The organism is Solobacterium moorei, from assembly GCF_036323475.1.
Lineage (GTDB): Bacteria > Bacillota_I > Bacilli_A > Erysipelotrichales > Erysipelotrichaceae > Bulleidia > Bulleidia moorei.
The window spans coordinates 2,596,386-2,615,268 of sequence record NZ_AP028934.1 but is presented as its reverse complement, the minus strand read 5'-3'; the positions used below and the strand labels follow the sequence as shown (position 1 = coordinate 2,615,268).

Annotated in this window: 18 protein-coding genes; 10 read left to right on the top strand and 8 right to left on the bottom strand. The window is 36.8% G+C overall.

Annotated elements, in window-relative coordinates:
- Positions 1-374 precede the first annotated feature (374 nt).
- Complete coding sequence (locus tag RGT18_RS13055; protein ID WP_028078754.1) at positions 375-611, top strand: hypothetical protein; 237 nt, start codon at positions 375-377, stop codon at positions 609-611.
- A gap of 44 nt (positions 612-655) precedes the next feature.
- Here RGT18_RS13055 and RGT18_RS13050 read toward each other — a convergent pair whose 3' ends face one another.
- Together RGT18_RS13050 and RGT18_RS13045 are read right to left on the bottom strand one after the other, a co-directional pair.
- Positions 656-1,576 carry a 2-dehydropantoate 2-reductase gene (locus RGT18_RS13050; protein WP_028078755.1) on the bottom strand — a complete coding sequence of 307 codons (921 nt, stop codon included), beginning with the start codon at positions 1,574-1,576 and terminating at the stop codon, positions 656-658.
- A gap of 14 nt (positions 1,577-1,590) precedes the next feature.
- Complete coding sequence (locus tag RGT18_RS13045) at positions 1,591-2,652, bottom strand: PTS sugar transporter subunit IIC (RefSeq protein WP_028078756.1); 1,062 nt, start codon at positions 2,650-2,652, stop codon at positions 1,591-1,593.
- Between the two features lie 130 nt (positions 2,653-2,782).
- On the opposite strand from RGT18_RS13045, the gene RGT18_RS13040 reads away from it, so the two are divergent.
- Positions 2,783-3,784, top strand: coding sequence for an IS1595 family transposase (locus tag RGT18_RS13040; protein WP_028078757.1), 1,002 nt, complete (start codon positions 2,783-2,785; stop codon positions 3,782-3,784).
- Positions 3,785-4,079: 295 nt separating this feature from the next.
- Entirely contained in the window at positions 4,080-5,804 is a 1,725-nt protein-coding gene (locus RGT18_RS13035) for an IS1634 family transposase (RefSeq protein ID WP_338174666.1), read from the top strand.
- Between the two features lie 197 nt (positions 5,805-6,001).
- Here RGT18_RS13035 and jag read toward each other — a convergent pair whose 3' ends face one another.
- The 4 genes from jag to rpmH are packed head-to-tail and all read right to left on the bottom strand — an operon-like array spanning position 6,002 to position 8,083.
- Positions 6,002-6,643 carry an RNA-binding cell elongation regulator Jag/EloR gene (gene jag / locus RGT18_RS13030; protein WP_028078898.1) on the bottom strand — a complete coding sequence of 214 codons (642 nt, stop codon included), beginning with the start codon at positions 6,641-6,643 and terminating at the stop codon, positions 6,002-6,004.
- Entirely contained in the window at positions 6,643-7,551 is a 909-nt protein-coding gene (locus RGT18_RS13025; RefSeq protein WP_028078897.1) for a YidC/Oxa1 family membrane protein insertase, read from the bottom strand. The genes jag and RGT18_RS13025 overlap by 1 nt, the downstream gene beginning before the upstream one ends.
- A 20-nt stretch (positions 7,552-7,571) precedes the next feature.
- Entirely contained in the window at positions 7,572-7,904 is a 333-nt protein-coding gene (gene rnpA, locus RGT18_RS13020; RefSeq protein WP_028078896.1) for a ribonuclease P protein component, read from the bottom strand.
- Between the two features lie 44 nt (positions 7,905-7,948).
- Positions 7,949-8,083 carry a 50S ribosomal protein L34 gene (rpmH, locus tag RGT18_RS13015; RefSeq protein WP_006525253.1) on the bottom strand — a complete coding sequence of 45 codons (135 nt, stop codon included), beginning with the start codon at positions 8,081-8,083 and terminating at the stop codon, positions 7,949-7,951.
- Positions 8,084-8,281: 198 nt separating this feature from the next.
- On the opposite strand from rpmH, the gene RGT18_RS13010 reads away from it, so the two are divergent.
- A complete protein-coding gene (locus tag RGT18_RS13010) occupies positions 8,282-9,682 on the top strand; it encodes an ISNCY family transposase (protein WP_338174896.1) in 1,401 nt (466 codons plus the stop codon).
- 99 nt (positions 9,683-9,781) lie between these two features.
- On the opposite strand, the gene RGT18_RS13005 is transcribed toward RGT18_RS13010, so the two are convergent.
- Entirely contained in the window at positions 9,782-10,558 is a 777-nt protein-coding gene (locus RGT18_RS13005) for a M15 family metallopeptidase (RefSeq protein WP_028077485.1), read from the bottom strand.
- A 156-nt stretch (positions 10,559-10,714) separates the two neighbouring features.
- On the opposite strand from RGT18_RS13005, the gene RGT18_RS13000 reads away from it, so the two are divergent.
- The 6 genes from RGT18_RS13000 (at position 10,715) to RGT18_RS12975 (ending at position 17,285) form a co-directional block, all read left to right on the top strand.
- Positions 10,715-11,656 carry a hypothetical protein gene (locus RGT18_RS13000; RefSeq protein WP_028077484.1) on the top strand — a complete coding sequence of 314 codons (942 nt, stop codon included), beginning with the start codon at positions 10,715-10,717 and terminating at the stop codon, positions 11,654-11,656.
- On the top strand, positions 11,656-12,237 hold the full coding sequence (gene pth / locus RGT18_RS12995) for an aminoacyl-tRNA hydrolase (RefSeq protein ID WP_028077483.1): 582 nt from the start codon (positions 11,656-11,658) through the stop codon (positions 12,235-12,237). Before RGT18_RS13000 ends, pth begins: the two co-directional genes overlap by 1 nt.
- Before the next feature lie 124 nt (positions 12,238-12,361).
- Positions 12,362-15,799: a transcription-repair coupling factor gene (gene mfd, locus RGT18_RS12990; protein WP_245580898.1), complete on the top strand. Its 3,438-nt coding sequence runs from the start codon at positions 12,362-12,364 to the stop codon at positions 15,797-15,799.
- Positions 15,789-16,070 carry an RNA-binding S4 domain-containing protein gene (locus RGT18_RS12985; RefSeq protein ID WP_006525248.1) on the top strand — a complete coding sequence of 94 codons (282 nt, stop codon included), beginning with the start codon at positions 15,789-15,791 and terminating at the stop codon, positions 16,068-16,070. Before mfd ends, RGT18_RS12985 begins: the two co-directional genes overlap by 11 nt.
- A 27-nt stretch (positions 16,071-16,097) precedes the next feature.
- On the top strand, positions 16,098-16,418 hold the full coding sequence (locus RGT18_RS12980) for an FtsB family cell division protein (protein ID WP_028077481.1): 321 nt from the start codon (positions 16,098-16,100) through the stop codon (positions 16,416-16,418).
- Between the two features lie 48 nt (positions 16,419-16,466).
- Positions 16,467-17,285, top strand: coding sequence for an alpha/beta fold hydrolase (locus tag RGT18_RS12975; protein ID WP_028077480.1), 819 nt, complete (start codon positions 16,467-16,469; stop codon positions 17,283-17,285).
- 56 nt (positions 17,286-17,341) lie between these two features.
- Here the strand turns inward: RGT18_RS12975 and RGT18_RS12970 are convergent, their stop codons facing one another.
- Complete coding sequence (locus RGT18_RS12970) at positions 17,342-18,862, bottom strand: bifunctional metallophosphatase/5'-nucleotidase (RefSeq protein WP_028077479.1); 1,521 nt, start codon at positions 18,860-18,862, stop codon at positions 17,342-17,344.
- Positions 18,863-18,883: the final 21 nt, after the last annotated feature.

Sequence of the window (18,883 nt, the reverse complement as noted above, 5' to 3'; positions counted from 1 at the left end):
TTAAAAAATATAGTACAGATAGGAAATATAGAGGTTTTCCACAGTTTTCCACAATTTTCGATGTGGATAAAAGTGTGGAGAAGTTATAAACAATGTTGATAAGTAGAAAAAAAGTGGATAACTTTTATAAAAAATAGGTTATACACAGAATACTGTTTAAAAAAACATACGATAAATAAAGGATAATTTATACTTTTCAACAGTTATCCACAATTGTGGATAACCAATGATTGTGGGATGTGAACAAGCTGTTGATAACCCAATACTTTATACATTTAAAAAAGTAGTTATCCCCAAGAAACTATTAAAAAAGATTGAATTTTAAACAATTCGTATTATATTGAAATTAGAAAGGATATATTTAGGGAAAAAGTATGAAAACTTACTTTAATTGGATCGTTATCAAAGATAAAAAGCAATATCTTTGGTTATTAGCGTTACCATTAGGCTTACTGAAAGCAATTCTCTTTGATATCCATGATCCGCAAATGTTTAATCGTCTCTTCGAGACAGTAATGGTTATGATGGTTTGTATTTATTTCTTTATTCGTTTTAATTCGTATTCACATTTCTTTAATCCAAATCATCCTAAATCAACAGATGTGAAGTAAAAAAATTCCCTGTGTACAATAAAATACACAGGGATAATTTTTATTTACTTAATTTTTAATACATGTTCCTTTGCATGAATTAAATCTGTAATCATATGGCAATATGGTGTAGAAATGCCTAAAGCATCACCCTTTTTAGCAACTGCACCATTGATGTAGTCAATCTCAGTTGGACGATGATTCTGAATGAGATCTTGATGCATTGATGGATAATGTGCAGCAGCTACAGATGTTTTCATAACATAGTCTTTAATCGCTTGTTCATCTAACTTAACACCTGTGGCTTCACTAACCGTTACAAATTCATGAATGATAGTATCTACGACACGGATAGCTTCTTCACTTGCGAAGAATTCACCGATTGTGCAATCAAGTAATGCACAAGTAGAGTTCATTGTGCCATTGACGCAAGCCTTACGCCAGATAGATGGTAATACATCTTCATCATATGTAACGTTTAGACCTGCTTGATTTAATACTTCTACAATCTTCTTAGCAGCTTCTTCACCATTCTTATCGATAGATTGTAAGTTTACAGAGCCCTTACTAATGAGTTTTGCTACACCTGGACCCTTTAATCCAGCTGTCCATACAGTAACACCCATCAAGATGTTTTCTTCAGGGATGTATTGTTTAATCACATCTTCGTGACCTAAACCATTTAATAGACAAAGTACTTTTATATTCTTACCAATAATTTGTTTGATGCTTTGTAACATCGTTGGTAGTTGCATAGCCTTTGTAAATAAGATAATTAATTCAGCTTCTTTTGTAGCTTCTGTTGGCTCCATGATAGTCATTTTGACACAATCTTCAGTATCACCAACAATCTTTAAACCATCATTTTTAATTGCTTGAATATGATCTTTCCACATATCCAATAAAATGACTTCATTTCCTGCTTTATGCAATTGATAACCAAAGCGGCAACCCATTGCGCCTGCACCTGCGATATAAACAAACATTTTGATTTCCTCCTTTATCCTTTGAATGTAAAGATTTCTTTCTTGTAAAGATGTAATACATCACAACAAACTTTATTAACGATAAATCCGACTACGAATGGAACAACAATCCATGCCACTAACATAATTACAACATTGATATTTCCTGCGTTGAGTGCTGCTAATGGAGATACAAGACCTACAAATCCAAATCCTGCGGATGCTGGAGTTCCGACCATCTGGAAGATTGGTACACTCAGAGAACTAATTGCGGCTGTAATCGCAACTGGTAATCCGATAATAGGATTTGTTAAGAAGTTAGGCATCATCATCTTCATCGCACCTAAACCAATGGCGATAGGAACACCAGGCTTATTGACTATTGCGCATGCCCATACAAGTAGAGCAGCAGCGGAAGCTACACCCATACCTGCAGCAGCAGATGAAATACCTGTTAAACCAATTGCTAAACCAATCGCAACAGTGGATAGTGGACTAATGATAATGAGTGAGAATGACATCGCAATTAAGATACTCATCAAAATCGGTTGTAATGTTGTAAATGAGTTGATTCCCTGTCCAATCAGAGAAGTAATCATAGAAACATATGGAAGTGTTAAAGTACCAACCCAACCAACGCCTGTTCCAACAATAATTGGAAGGAATACTAGGTTAAGAGAACCAAGTTTAGCACTGATTAAACGAATAACGAGAATTGCGAGAGCTGCTGTTAACATTGTGTTAATAACATCGCCAATACCTGCTAAACGGAAGATGTTTGTAACATTTCCATCCATTGTTACTTCTACTAATTTCCAAGCTCCAGAACCGATATAGGCTGCACCACCCACACAAGAAGCTTGAATTGGATTGAGCTTAAACTGCATGGAAATTAGGTAACCAGCCATTAATGGCGTGAAATATTGGAATACTTGAACGATGTGTAACCAATTAGCAAATAATGGATTTGAAGCGAATGGCTTTAAGAATGTTGCGAGAATTGCGTTAGGAATTAACGCTACAACAATTGCGATTGTTGCGCCGTTTAAGACCTTTAAAATGAATGAACTTACAGTCTCCTTTTGCGTTTCAGACATAAATTTTATCTCCTTTTTTTCAAGGCTTAATTAACTCATAGTGGACTTAATATCATTGATGAGGGTTCATATGCACATCAATATTGAAAATGCATAATAGATTAGTTTCATGATAAAGGAGAAATCTATTATGCATGAAACAGAATTAATCACTCACTTTAATAAACTAACACAATCACAACAGAACCGTATCCAAAGAGAAATTATCGATTTCTGTAATCTAAATGATCGCCTGGGTGATAATAGACCATATCAGTGTCCTTATTGTCACAAGAAGACAAAGATGATCAAGAGGGGCTTTGCCCGTGGTAAACAGCGATATCTCTGTATGGAGTGTGAGCATAAGTTTACCTATGATTCACATATGATAACTTCCTTTTTGAAGATCGATGTAGATGAGTTTATAGAGATCTGTATCGATACCTTGACGATGGTTCCTATCCATAAGACTGCAGCACGTCTAAATCGTTCTATCAAATGTGTATTTCTAAATCGTCATAAGTTTCTTAGCATGCTTGAAAAGTATTTGGAATCAGAAAAGATACAACTATCTGGAACGATAGAGTGTGATGAGACATACGTTCTTGAATCTTCCAAAGGTTCTTCCTTGAAGCACAGAAAAGCCCGCCATAGAGGCGAGCCTTCAAGGTTTAGAGGAATATCCCATGAACAAATATGTATCGTCACCACAACAGATAGAAATGCACACGAGATATTCTTAGCAGTTGGCCAATCCCGACCAACCAAAGATATTATACAGGATACCTTCAAAAATAACATTACACAACGCTCTATCATCTACACAGACGGAACAGATTGTTATAACTCTTTGGCAGAATGTAAGAATTGCAAAGTAGTACATCTAAAAGGACACCAAAGTTACAATCAAGTAGAACATCTAAATGTTGTAAACCATATTCACTCTGTCATCAAGAATAAACTGGCCCAATATCGAGGAGTGTCAACGAAGTATATTAACCGATATACCGCATTGTTTGTATGTATGCGTAGGTTTATGGAGATGGATCTTAATAAATTATATGAAAAGCTTGCTTGGATGATACGTTATCCATTTGCGATAACCACAAAAGCATTACAAAACCACAATTTATTTAGTTTCTCAATACAGTAAGAAATTACAAGTCCACGGTAAGTTAATTAAGCCTTTTTCAAATGAATTTTATGGAATTATCATAGGTATCACCGGTAAATACTTGTGATTAATTTCACTGATATTATAAACCTAACACTTTTATCAAACAAGAAATATGTATTTCACGGGAGTTTTACAGTTGTAATTTAACAAGATAATGAATAAACCCTTTATTGATGGTGGATATCCATCTTTTTTTGTTGTCAAAATTTATGTATTTTTATGTAGTGTGGTGGTGTGCTTTGTGTTATAATATTGATAGAGGTGATCTTGTATGTTTCTACATATACTGAAAGACAGACAATACGAAAGACTCTACATCCGCCATTCCGTTCGTAAAGGGAATGGTGTCCGTTCCGAGAACGTCAAAAGCCTTGGACGCATAGACTCGCTCATGAAGGAAATGAATCTTTCTAGGAAACAGGTATTGGAGTGGGCACAAAAGCAGGTAGACCAAATGAACGACTCTCCTTCTGCTCCTCCTGTACTATTATCATTGTTTCCTGACAAGAAGATAGTTATGGATGAACAGCGTTCCTTCCATGCAGGATATCTATTCTTACAGTCCATCTATTACGGTCTAAAGATGAAGAACGTGTTCCGTACCATATCATCACATGGCAGATTTGATTTCGACATTGATGCGATATGTTCAGACCTTGTCTATGCACGCATACTGGATCCCGGAAGCAAACTTTCCTCATATAAGACGGCATCTTCCTTTCTAGAGCAGCCAAAGTATGAATTGCATGATGTGTATCGTGCACTAGGAACGCTATCTAAGGAGATGGACCATATATTGGCAGAAGTATACAAGAACAGCAATCATATCCTAAAGAGAAATAACAGTGTCCTATATTATGACTGTACGAACTACTACTTCGAGATCGAAGAAGAGGATGGCTTCAGACAATATGGCAAAAGTAAGGAGCACCGTCCTAGCCCTATCGTACAGATGGGACTGTTCATGGATGGCGATGGCATTCCTCTGACGTTCGACCTCTTTGAAGGTGCAAGCAACGAACAACCATCCATGAGACCTCTAGAGCAAAAGATCATACGGGATTTTGGTTTCCAGAGATTCGTTATATGTACAGATGGAGGTCTAGGATCAGAAAACAACCGACTGTTCAACGACATCGAAGGACGTGCATTCATTTGTACGCAATCGCTCAAGAAGCTAAACCGCAAGAAACGCGAGGAAGCGATGTCGAACCAAAGATGGAAACGTCTGAAGGATGGAGCGACAGTTGATATCGAAGAGATACAGAGAGAACCATACAAGCATATCGATGACATCTATTACAAAGAAGAGCCATATGGCACCAAGAAGGTAGCTGGTCAATTGATGATCGTCACCTATTCACCAAGATATGCGACATATCAAAAAGAGATACGGGATTCACAGATTGCACGTGCAGAGTCCATGGTAGACAAAGGCTCTATCCAAAAGCAAAGAAGAAACCCAAACGATCCTGCAAGATTCGTAAGGGTCACAGCTACCACATCAGATGGAGAAATCGCATCCGAGGAGCACTATGCGATAGACCAGGACAAGATCGACAGTGAAGCGATGTATGATGGCTTCTATGCCATCTGTACCGACCTGGTAAATGACAAGATAGAAGACATCCTAAAGGTCAGCGAAGGAAGATGGCAAATAGAGGAAGCATTCCGCATCATGAAGACAGACTTTGAAGCAAGACCTGTATATGTCAGAAAGAAGGACAGCATCCGTGCACACTTCCTGATATGTTATCTGGCCCTACTGATCTTCCGCATCCTAGAAAAGAAGTTAGGTCCAAGCTATACATCATCAGAACTGATTACTACATTGAGAGAATACAAGCTATTGAAGGTAAACGGACAAGGATACATACCGGAATATAAGCGAACAAAGATAACGGATCATCTACATAAAGAATTTGGATTCTGTACGGATACAGAGATCGTTCCAACAGGAACCATGAGAAAGATCATATCTGAAACGAAAAAATAGAATCCCACACTACACAGATCAACAAAACGAAAATGCCAGAAACCCTTTCTACATCGTGGTTTATGGCATTTTTTACATTTATAACTGTCAAAGATGGGATATTATAAACCTAACACTTTTATCAAACAAGAAATATGTATTTCACTTTAAAATTTTATATATGACAACAAATAAAAAGAATTCCAATTAAGGAATTCTTATTCAGACATGTTTGGAATTTCTTCCTGTGGTTCATCAGCGGCGTAACGAATACAGATGTGTCTATAACTTCCTTCACCCTCTGATTCTGTCTTAATATTATGCCAATCACCTAATACCTTGTGGATGACTTTTCTTTCATCATTTGGCATTGGATCTAGCTCAACATCAACCTTTGAGCGTTGTACTTGTTTTGCGATACGCTTTGCCATTGAACGAATCTTATAGTAGCGTTCTTCTTTGTAGTGATTGATGTCAATCAACACGTCAATCCGCTTTTCAAATTCAGAGTTTACAGCAGCACGTAATACAGTATTGAACGCAGCTAATGTCTTACCCATCTTACCGATTAGGATGGCATTGTTATCAGAATTTAGATTGATTACATAACTATCATCTAGTTCTTCTAACGCAACTTCAATATCTAAATCAATATGTGTAAAGAATTCACCTAAGTAATCAAAGATAAATTCTTTTACATCGTCAGAACTAAACACCTTTGCGGATACAGAATTACCAATTCCTAATAATCCTTTTTTCTCTTCCACAATTGTATATTCTAATTCATCGATTGTAACACCTTTTTCTTCAGCAGCGTTTTGTAGAAGTTCTTCAAGTGTTTTAGCAGTATAGATTTGCATTATCTTAAGCCTTCTTTCTGTGAATTCTTCTCCATGATATTTTGGACAATAATTGTCTTAATAATATCTACGATATTACGGATAAACCAGAATAAGGACATACCTGATTGCCACATTAAACCAAATGCAAGTACCATAACAATCATATACATCTGCATCATGATGTTTTGGTTATTTGTAGATTCTGGCTTACGGTGATGTTTCGCAGCTTCTGCAGCAGCCTTCTTCTTTTGGAAGTATATTGGTAATAATACCAAGACAACCTGCGTAACAGCCATCAATAAGAATAAAATGATGTATGGTAAACCACTTAAATCACCTTTAAATAATAAACCAAATGCTTCGCTAGGCTTTACCTGTAAGTTCATTCCTAAGAATGTACCATTTACAACTGCTTCAGCACGCTGGATAGCCATGAACATTGCCATGATAATTGGTAACTGAACGAACTGTACAAGCATCATAGAACCAGGGTTAACATTGTACTTTCTCATTAACTGCTGCTGTTCTTGAGCCATACGCATCTTAGATGCTTGATCGTCACGACCTTCATACTTACGTTGAATCTTGTTTAATTCAGGCTGTAACATCTGCATTCTTTGCATGCCCATCTGAGACTTCAAAGTAAATATTGCTAGTAAACCATTTACAACCACAGTAACGATAGCGATTGCACCACCTACTGTGATGACTGGTGCTAATTTGTTTAGTACCCAGCTAAGTGGCCAAACAAATAAAGCATTAAACCAGTTTTCAGTTTGGAAGATGTCACCAAAAGTCGTGCTTTCGGAAATCAAAATAATGTGTCCGTTAGCATCCTTTGGAGCTGTACAACCTGTAGCTGTCACTACGATTGTCACGATTGCCATCAAGGCAAGTAGTTTCTTTGTACGAGGGGTAAATTTCATATTTTCTCCTTATGTTTCAACTATTTAATTTTAGCCTTTATTAATAGTTTTTCCAAGTTATTTTTATTCTCCTCATAGCTAAGAGAAGAATAGTTGAAGCGGATAATCATGACCATATCATAATTTGTATTTTGAAAATCAACCAATTCATGGCACATCATACGAACCTGACGTTTATATAGGTTACGATGTACGGCATTTCCTAACTTCTTAGATACAGAGATTCCAATACGAGCTTCATCTCTTTCTTTAGACTGATAATAGATGACAAAAGACTGATTGACGACCTTTGTCCCCTTTTTGATCATAGATTGGAATTCTTCCGATTTTTTTATTCGATTCTTTACTTTCATTTCTAACCTCTACAGTAAGAAAAAAAACCACCAATGGTGGCTTCTTAAGCAGATAAGACCTTTCTTCCCTTAGCTCTACGTCTGTTGATAACTTTACGTCCACCCACAGTAGCCATACGGGCTCTAAAGCCGTGTGTAGCTTTATTCTTTTTCTTGCTTGGTTGGTATGTTCTCTTCATTCATGCCACCTCCAAATTACTATATATTGAACATATGCTCATAAATAATACTTTTTGAAGTGAAAAATGTCAACGATAGAATGAAAATAGATGAAAAATTCTGAATCGAAGTTGATATTGTCTTAATGAACCGAAAGGGAAAATGCCCCATTTATAGAAAGGAATTGTTATGATTCATTCCATTAGATTGGATTGAATATGAAAAAGATTATATTAACCCCTATGGAAGAAAACAAATACAACATTATTAAAGAACTGGTTGATCATTCTGGCAATAAACGCCGTGCGGCATTAAAACTAAATTGTTCTATTCGTACTATCAACCGCCTGATTACACGTTATAAGTCTGAAGGCAAATCCTCATTTTCACATGGTAATCGTGGACGATTACCATCAAACACATTCTCACTGGAAACGAAAAACAAAATCATTGAACTCTATCTTAACGAGTATCTTGATGCCAACATCACTCATTTCAGTGAAATCGTCCAGATGGACCTCGGCATCTCCATCAGTGACACCACTATTAGAAACTGGTTATCAGAACACGATGTCTTGTCCCCAAAGGCCCATCGAAAAACCAAGAAACAATTAAAGGAACGTTTGACAAAACGATTAGACCAAACAACATCTACAAAGGCCAGAAACGCAATCAATGAACAAATCGAATCAATTGAAGATGATACGCCTCATTCACGAAGATCTAGATCCAAATATATGGGAGAGATGATTCAAATGGACGCTTCAAGCTACGAATGGATTCCTGGCGAGATATGGCATCTACACCTAGCTGTAGATGATGCGACCGGTACTGCTGTTGGAGCCCACTTTGATATACAGGAGACCCTACGTGGCTATTACAACGTTTTCCATCAGATACTAGTCGACTATGGCATACCCGCTCTATTCTATACGGATAAACGAACCGTATTTGAATACAGAAAGAAAACCAAGGCCTTCGACGACGAGGATACCTTCACACAGTTCTCCTACGCCTGCCATAACCTTGGTGTCGAAATCAAAACAACGAGCATCGCACAAGCCAAAGGACGCATCGAACGTCTCAACCAGACTTTCCAATCACGTTTGCCAGTTGAACTTAGACGTGCTCGTATTACTTGTATGGCGGACGCGAATAAGTTCCTAAAATCCTACCTAAAGGAATTCAATGCAAGGTTCGCCCTACACTTGAATAGTACCAATTCTGTATTTGAAGTACAACCAGATATAGAAACAATCAATCAAACATTGGCAATCATTTCATCGAGAATAGTCGATCAAGGCAACTGTATCAAGTTCAAAAACAAGTATTGGATGGCCTATGACAAGGAACACAATAGAATTCCACTAAGACCTAAGATGGAGGTATTGGTTATTGAATCATTTGATCAAAAGATCTTTGTCAATGCGATGGATACACTATACATCTTAGAAGAAGTACAAGTGTTTGAAGAAAATTCGGGTGAGTTCGATAATATCATTGAAACTCCTGAGAAAAAGAAAGTATATATTCCGCCGATATCTCACCCTTGGAGGAAGTATTCATATCAATTATTTACAAAAAAGCAGAACTATTATAGCTCCGCTAATGTTCGTTAATTTTTAAGACATTTTCATTTTTGGTTGACACGATAGAATGAAAATAGATGAAAAATCATTTGTTAATTTTTACACATATAAAAACAAAGTAGAGATTTTCTACTTTGTTATCTGATAAAATTCCTCAAATGTTAAATCGGCTCCGCCTTGTTCATACATTGCGCTGGAAACATCTGTTCCAACATAACGATAGTGCCATGGCATATAGGAATATCCTGTAATATCCTGTTTCTTATCAGGATAACGTAGGATAAATCCATAAGAATGTGCATTTTCATATAACCACTTACCAGCAGGTGTATTTGCAAAGTCTACAGAACTTGTACCAGTTGCTGTATCTGTAAAGTCGAGTGCTAAACCTGTTTGATTTTCACTATAACCAGCTTTGGCTGTTGTATCAGAAGCTTCTTTTTCACCTAATTTACTAACACGATCTTCATAAAGTGTCTGTTGGTCATCATAAGAACGATATCCAGCTGTTACATAAAGCTTAATACCAGCAGCTTCTGCAGCGGAAATCATAGACTTAGCCGCATCACCAACATCTTGACGGATTTGGATGACATCCGCAGTGCTCTGTAAATAAGGAGTAGCTAGATTTGTTGGTACAAAGTCCCGTGAAAGGGAGTGATTTTTATCAACCAATACCGTAACACTGTTTGGATCTGTTAAATGGGCAGGTAAAGCAGACGCAGTAGGCTCAACTGTTGAGGCCGCTGCTGTAGGCTCTGGAGTAGGGGTTACCTGCTTTAGTAATTCTGGATGACTATTTACATAGATAGCTACGGAGAATAAGCATACAGATACAAGTAATAAGAATTTAAGCAGTGTTGGAACACTGAGAAATCTCGTTTTTATCTTCTTTTCGTTTTCCATGACGTTTTCCTTTATATTTATATATTAATATGCATAGGTATTTTACCATATAACAAATGATTCGCAAATTTTGAACAAGTATAGGATTATTCTGTATAATATATATTTGTGTAGTACATAAATGTATAATATATAAGTACGGGAGGGATAAAATATATGAGCCCAGCAAGATTTGTGACAATCGCAATGTATATTGCAATGGCATATTTAGTAATTAAGATGTTTATTTCATCAAAGCGCAATGGCAAGAATAAGATGATTATTGATGCAGTGCGTTTAATCGATGAGAAAGAGGTGTTCTTTAACCGCGTTGATCAATTGATTTCAACCGTAAATGATCCAGAGTTTGCCAATAAAGGTCGTGTATTAAAACTTTGGGGATGTGCATATCACCAAGATTTTAGTGAGTTTGATTCTACATTACAGGACTTGGACATTGATTCTTTAATTGAAGATAAGAAGGGTGTAAAATCAATTGACACAAATGAAGACTCATTCTTCTATCTATATCTAGCAATTCCAAATGTATTACACCATGTAGGTAGAGATGATTTACGCACAACCATGCATGCAAAGCTACAACCATATGAAGAACTATTAGGAAATCAACTAACAAAGGCATTATCCGATCAGTTTGATAAATATTATGATTCTGTAGATAACCGTGGTCAGACATTCTTTGAAAAGTTACTCGAAGGTGACTATGAAGGATATATCTATTCACGCACAATGATTGGTATCTATAAGAATCTCGCAAACGCTACACTCTATAAGATTTATCAAGACCAAGCAAAGTTCGATCAATTAGAAGATATGAAACCAATGTTAGAGAAGTTTGCGGAAACTGGCGTTGGTAAGAGATGGATTCAAAGCCTAGATATTACTTTAGATAGTACAACAGAAGAACCAGCTAAAACAGAAGTTGTAGAAAATAAGAAAGATAGTTCTGAAGAAAACTTATCTGAAACAATGGTATTAGAGAAGCTAACAGATAGTGATATTGAACATTTAGAACAAAAACCATCTGAAAATCTATCCGAGACTATGGTGTTAGAGCGATTAACAGATGCTGATTTAGAAGAGAAGGATAAGAAGTAATGAAGCTAATTGCAGGTTTAGGAAACCCTGGCAAGGAATACGAAAAGACAAGACACAACAGTGGATTTCTAGCCGTTGATAAATTAGCTGAGAAGTTAGGAACATCCATTACATCTGAAAAGTGGAATGCACTTGTCGCTAGTGTTAGAATCAATGGCGAACAAGTAACCCTTATGAAGCCACTTACATATATGAATGAATCGGGAAGCGCAATTTCACAGGCAGTGAAGTTCTATAAGCTACAACCAGAGGATATTCTGATTTTACATGATGATATGGATATTCCAGTAGGTGCTTTACGTATTCGCAAGAATGGTTCTGGTGGTGGACAGAAGGGTATGAAGTCTATTATCAACGCCCTTGGAACGGATCAGATTGCACGTGTACGTATCGGTGTTGGCCATAGTGAGCCAGGAAATCATGCGAAGGTTCCTGATTGGGTATTATCCCCAGTTCCAAAGGCAGAGCGAGAAGAATTTGAACGTATCATCTCTATTGCTGCAGATGCTGCTGTTGCTTGGGTCAATGAACCTTTAGATAAAGTGATGAATAAATTCAACATTAAAGAAAAGAAGAAGTAAGAGTAAGTGAAAATTGCCATGATGTGTGGCAATTTTTTAAGTCTATGAAAAAGACTAGTTAAGTGTTCTTCTGTTTTTCAAAGAGTAATAATGATAGAATAAGAAGACACAAAAAGGAGATCAATTGACAAGTACTTTACAGAAAATTCCAAATTGGTTGTATAAAAGAATGGTGGATAATCCAGCGGTTAAACTGCTAGATTACGCAAAGACCCCAATTCCGTATACTTCTTTGATAGAAGAAGCGTTAGTCATTGCGACTTCTTTCCAAAAAAGGCCACGGCCAATTTTGGTTGTAAAACAGAATCTCTATACAGCACAACGTTTATATGAGAGGGTCGCGACACTCTTAGATGAAAAAGATTGTGCTCTTTTTGGTGCGGATGAATCGTTACGCGTAGAAGCGATTGCCTCTAGCCCTGAATTAACTGCCCAAAAGGTAGAGACCTTAGCAGGACTATTATCGAATCCAAACCAAGTAGTGATTACTTGTCCATCCGCATTGTTAAGACAATTACCATTTCCAGAAGATTTTAAAGCTTGCTGTATCACTATTCAAACTGGTGATACGCTCGACATGCATGCATTTAAACAAAAACTGTTATCTGGTGGATATCAGAAAACGTCTCACATTGACCAACCATTAACCTTCGCCGCAAGAGGTGGTATCGTCGATGTATATTCTATCAACTATGATTCCCCAATTCGTATTGAGTTTTTTGATACAGAAGTTGAATCGATTCGCTTCTTTGATGTAGCTACACAAAAAACAGTTGAAAAGATTGATGCAGTTACTATCATTCCAGCAGGCGATGTATTCTTTACGGATGAACAAATTGAAGAAATCTGTAGTAAATCTGAAGAAGTATTATCAAAAGAAAATAAGCCAATCTTAGCTGCTGAAATTGAATCAGACTTACATGCATTACGTGAGAAGGCGTTTTCATCCTATATGTATTCCTATATGTCACTACTGTCAAAGACAGCAGGTATCTGGGATTACATGCAAAATCCGCTGATTGTTTATTCCGATGAACAGCTCATTCTTGATTCAGCGAAGAAATTGAATGAAGAAACAGTGACCTACATTCAAGAGATGGTTCAAGAAGAGAAAATGCTACCGAAGTTTGCGATGTGGCATGATATCCACAGTCTTTCAAAGCACGGTAAGAAAGTTGTAGAAGATCCATTCACAGAGAATGTAGTCAATATCGAAGAATTATATATTCCAAATGAAACCCTCGAACAAAAGTTATTACTGATTCATCAGCCGATGCCGGTTGTTTTGGCATTATCGGAAAAAGAAGTTGTAACAGTTATTGATAAATGTGTAGAGATAAAATTACCATATCATTTATTATCAGATGATGAGGAACCTGTTGAAGGTATCAATATCTATACAAATTCCTTTGCGCAAGGCTTCTACCTCGTCGATGGAAATCTAAAGGTGTATACGGCTACGGAAATCTTTGCCTATCATCACCATAAAGGTAGATATGAGAATAAGTTCCGTAATGCAGAAGTCATTCATGGTTATGATGAGCTTCAATCGGGTGATTATGTTGTCCATGCCCAATATGGTGTTGGACAATATATCTGTATTGAAAATCGAGAGATTCAAAAGGTTAAAAGAGACTTCTTAAAGATTATCTATCGTGGTAATACAGAGTTATTAGTACCGCTAGAACAATTCCGTCTTGTACGTAAGTTTGTATCAAGAGAAGGGGTAGTACCGAAGTTAAATAAACTTGGTTCTGGTGATTGGGAGAAAACAAAAAAACGTCTTCAAAGCAATGTTGAAGATATCGCAGAACGTTTATTATCACTCTACGCCAATCGTGAACAACATATTGGTTTTGCCTTTTCAAAAGATAACGAGATGACAAAGAAGTTTGAAAATTCATTCTCCTTTGATTTAACGCCTGACCAAGAAAAGGCAGTTGCGGAAATCAAGAAAGATATGGAAAGCAATAAACCAATGGACCGTCTTATCTGTGGAGATGTTGGTTTTGGTAAGACAGAGGTATCAATTCGTGCTTCCTTTAAAGCGATTTGTGATAATAAGCAGGTTGCGGTACTATGTCCAACTACTATCCTTGCGGAACAACACTTTCATACCTTCCAAAAACGTTACCAAGAATTTCCAGTTACGGTAAAAGTTCTAAATCGTTTTGTCAGTCCAGCAGAACAAAAACAAATACTAAAAGAACTGGAAGAAGGCAAAGTAGATATTATTATTGGTACTCATCGTTTACTATCCAAGGATGTGAAGTTTAAAGATCTTGGACTACTAGTCGTAGATGAGGAACAGCGTTTTGGGGTTGAGCACAAGGAAAAGATAAAAGAATTAAAGAATGGGGTAGATGTATTATCACTGAGTGCTACACCAATTCCACGCACTTTACAAATGTCACTCGTAGGAATTCGTTCGTTATCATTATTAGAAACACCACCATTAAATCGATATAGCGTACAGACCTATGTCGTAGAAAAAGATAAGAATTTAATCCGTGATGCAATACAAAAAGAATTATCTCGTAATGGACAGGTATTCTATCTTCACAACAATATTGATCAAATCTACAACATTGCAAGAAATATTCAAAGTCTAGTGCCGGAGTCCAGAGTTGGAATTGTCCATGGTAAGCTTGGCAAAGTAGAGATAGAGGATATCATGCAAAGATTTATCGAGAAGGAATTCGATATTCTTGTATGTACAACAATCGTTGAAAACGGAATTGATATTCCGAATGTGAATACGATTCTTGTGGATAATGCCCAAGACTTTGGTTTAGCACAGATTTATCAGATTAAGGGAAGAGTTGGACGTAGTGATCGTTTAGCGTATGCGTATCTACTGATTCCACCACGTAGACAGTTATCTGAGGTTGCACAAAAGCGATTAACCGCAGTCAAAGAATTTGCACGTCTTGGTAGTGGATATAAGATTGCGATGAGAGATCTAACAATACGTGGTGCGGGTGATTTACTTGGCTCAAACCAATCAGGCTTTATTGATACTGTCGGTATTGATATGTATATTGAAATGCTAGAAGAGGCAATCCAAGCCAAGAAAGATGGTCGCAAACAAGAAGAACTTACACCAAGACCAAAGGCCAATATCCAAACAACGAGTTATATTCCAGAAGAGTTTGCACCAGATGACTTTGATAAGTTAGATATGTATCAACGTATTGACGCAATCAAAGATGAGAAGATGTTAGAAGCCTATAAGAATGATGTTATAGACCAGTATGGTAAATTACCAATGGAAGTCAGTACATTATTCTTAAAGAAACAACTAGACATAGCATTAGAAGAGCCAATCGTTGAGAACTATCGTGAGATTCGAGGACAGACAGAATTAACATTCTCACCACTATTTTCACAAAGAGCGGATGGTGTAAAACTCTTTGAAAAGATTACAAAGATATCCAAGGATGCGACCTTACGCTATACCAATGGCACAATTATCGTCATCCTACCAAAGAATGCACAAAATATTTCCCTGGCAATAAAGATTATTTATGCTGCAAAGGAGTCAATGAGAAATGAGAATTGATAAGTTTTTAAAAGTATCACGTATCCTCAAACGTAGAACGGTTTCTAAGGAACTGGCAGTTAATCAACGTATCGAAATCAATGGGCGCATTGTAAAGCCGGCACACGAAGTGTTGGCGGGCGATATTGTGTCGATTACATTTGGAAATCGTAAACTCACAGTACGTGTATTATCTATCGAAGAAGTCAAAAAGAAGAAAGACGCATCTGAACTCTATGAGATTATCTCGGAGGAAAAGATAGCCTCTCCACTTGAAGTGGAAACAGAATAGTGTTATAAAAACTGTATTGAGGAAGACATGGCAAAGAAGAAAAAAAAGAAACTAAATTCGAAATTCGTCGCATTAATCGCACTTGGTCTAGCGATGGCTATGTTACTGGCAGTTGGAAGAGAAATCATGACAACGCTACAGTTACGTAAACAAATGGCAGAAGCAAAGGAAAAGCTTGCCCAAATGCAAGAAGAAAACGAATTGCTGGTTGAAGAAAAGACAAAACTCCAAGACCCAGATTATGTAGAGAGTTATGCACGTTCTAACTACATGTTCTCTAAGGATGGAGAACAAATCTTCTTCTTACCAGATAAAACAGATAAGAAAAAGAATGAGTCAAATAAATGATCCATTCTTTTTATTAGCTACAAGCATTCAAAATATAGAGGCATAGTGATGATTGAAAAAATATATGAAACAAGATCAGGAAATATCCATTATTGGATAAATGATAATAAGTCTAAGTTGGAATATACACTGGTCTTTTTGCCGGGATTAACAGCAGACCATAGATTATTTGAGCAGCAACTAGAGTATATGAAAGATAAATATAGGGTATTTGTTTGGGATGCGCCTGGACACGCGGCATCCTATCCTTTTGAACTAGATTTTGATTTATTTAACGAAGTAAAGTGGCTAGATGAAATATTGGATAAAGAAGGAATTGAAAATCCAGTTATCATTGGTCAATCAATGGGTGGATATTTAGGACAAATTTACGCTGAATTATTTCCCCATAAATTGAAGGGACTTGTGATGATAGATTCACCATCTTTACAAAGAAGGTATTATACTGTAATTGAACTATGGCTATTAAAAGTTGTAGGACCTATTTATCAGATTTATCCATGGAAATCATTGTTAAAAGTTGGTTCAGATGGTGTTTCCACGATGACATATGGAAAGCAGTTAATGCTCGAAATGATGAAAGTGTATGATGGTGATAAAAAACGATATGCTAGCCTCGCTGCACATGGATACCAATGTTTGGCTGATGCAGTGGAAAAGAATTTATCGTATGAACCACAATGTCCAAATCTAGTAATTTGTGGAAAAGAAGATCATGCAGGCTCGTGTATACGTTATTTAAAAGCGTATGAGAAATATACAGGAAAGTCTGTAGAGTGGATTGACAATGCAGGACATAATTCCAATGCAGATCAACCGGACATCATGAATCAATTGATTGAGAAGTTTATTCATAACATTAAATAAATTGGTATCAGAAAAAGTGACAATCTTTGTTCCTAACGACAAAGATCGTCACTTCTTTATTTAATTACAGTAATATTGTTAACTGGTTCAAAGTCGATGACTTTGTGTTCTTGAATATAATTTGCAAGTAGTTCAACCATGCTGGAAAGATCTGTAGAAACTGTAGGTGCTTCTTTAATCATATTGTAGTTACCACCCCCCGTTGCACGGTAGTTATTCATTGCAATCGTAAATTCCATATCATCTGTTACATCATTACCTTGGTATGTGAGGGATGTAATACGATGACCTACGGAATTAGAAACTTTGATTGTATATTCAATTCCATCAACCATGTCATAGTTATAGTGTTGTGGTTTTGGCCAATCATAGGATGGATTTACAATGATATGTTCATTATGAATCATCCAGAACTCAGCTGTTTTTTCAAGATATTCACGTAGAATCCTACCTGTTATCTTCTTTACAACTGTTGTATTTGGATAGACATATGTACTTACTAAATCACGCATTGTAATATTTTTTGCAAAACCAGTTGCGCCAAGGAATAGGGCGTTAGAACTTAAATCAGCACCTGTCTTTTCTTGTTGGACTTTATTGAGGAAGGTGATGATCTGTGACTTGTGTAGACGTGCATCAAATTCATCTGTAACACGTAAGTCAACATTTGTTGTGCCAAGTGTTTGGTCTAGCCACGCTTGGCAAGTAGCTTCATCTTTCTCAAAGAGCTTTAACATGTCTGGATCAGCGTCAATATCTGCCTTTAAGATACGTGGTTCAATTGTATTATTGTCAGGATAGATATCAATACATGCAAGCTCAGCACCGTTGGCTGCTGTCTGCGTATAGTAGGTATCATATAACTTACCAGCTTCTGTACGATGTTGGTGACCTGAAATCATGACATCAATACCACGAATGCTTCTTAGAATCTTATAGCCTTCGTTTTCACCAGTTTCATCTTCAGTTAATCTTCCGTTAACTAAATCACGTTCAAATCCACCATGGTACATGCAGATAATATAATCAGGATTCTCTAGACGTTTGATGAGTTTCACGGTCGCTTCGGCAGAAAGATACGCATCAACGAAACGCATATGTTTGATATGAGACTTCTTTTCCCAATTTGGAATATATTGGGTAACAATACCAAAAATCGCAATCTTCTTTCCGGCAACCTGACGGATAACATAGTTAGGGCCAAACGGTTTACCGTGATAGAAGAAGTTAGAAGTAATACATGGTGCACCAGCATTCTGTAGGTGCATCATCAAAGCTTCTTCCCCATAGTTAAAGTCATGGTTACCGACATTGATATAGTCGTAGTTTAAATCAGCCATGGCACGTGTGATAGGACTGATTTCATCTGGTGTCGTTATGAAGTGGTGGTACATCAAAGGAGAACCTTCCAAAACATCACCATTATCTAATACGAGTGTATTCTCATCACGAAGAATATTAACTAAACTTTTGATTTTAGCTAAACCGATATCTTTACTGGAACCATCAGCGTAGCTGTGGGGATAGATGTACCCGTGCACATCAGAAGTGGCTAAAATTCGAATTCGATCTGTCATGAAAACCTCATTTCTATTGTT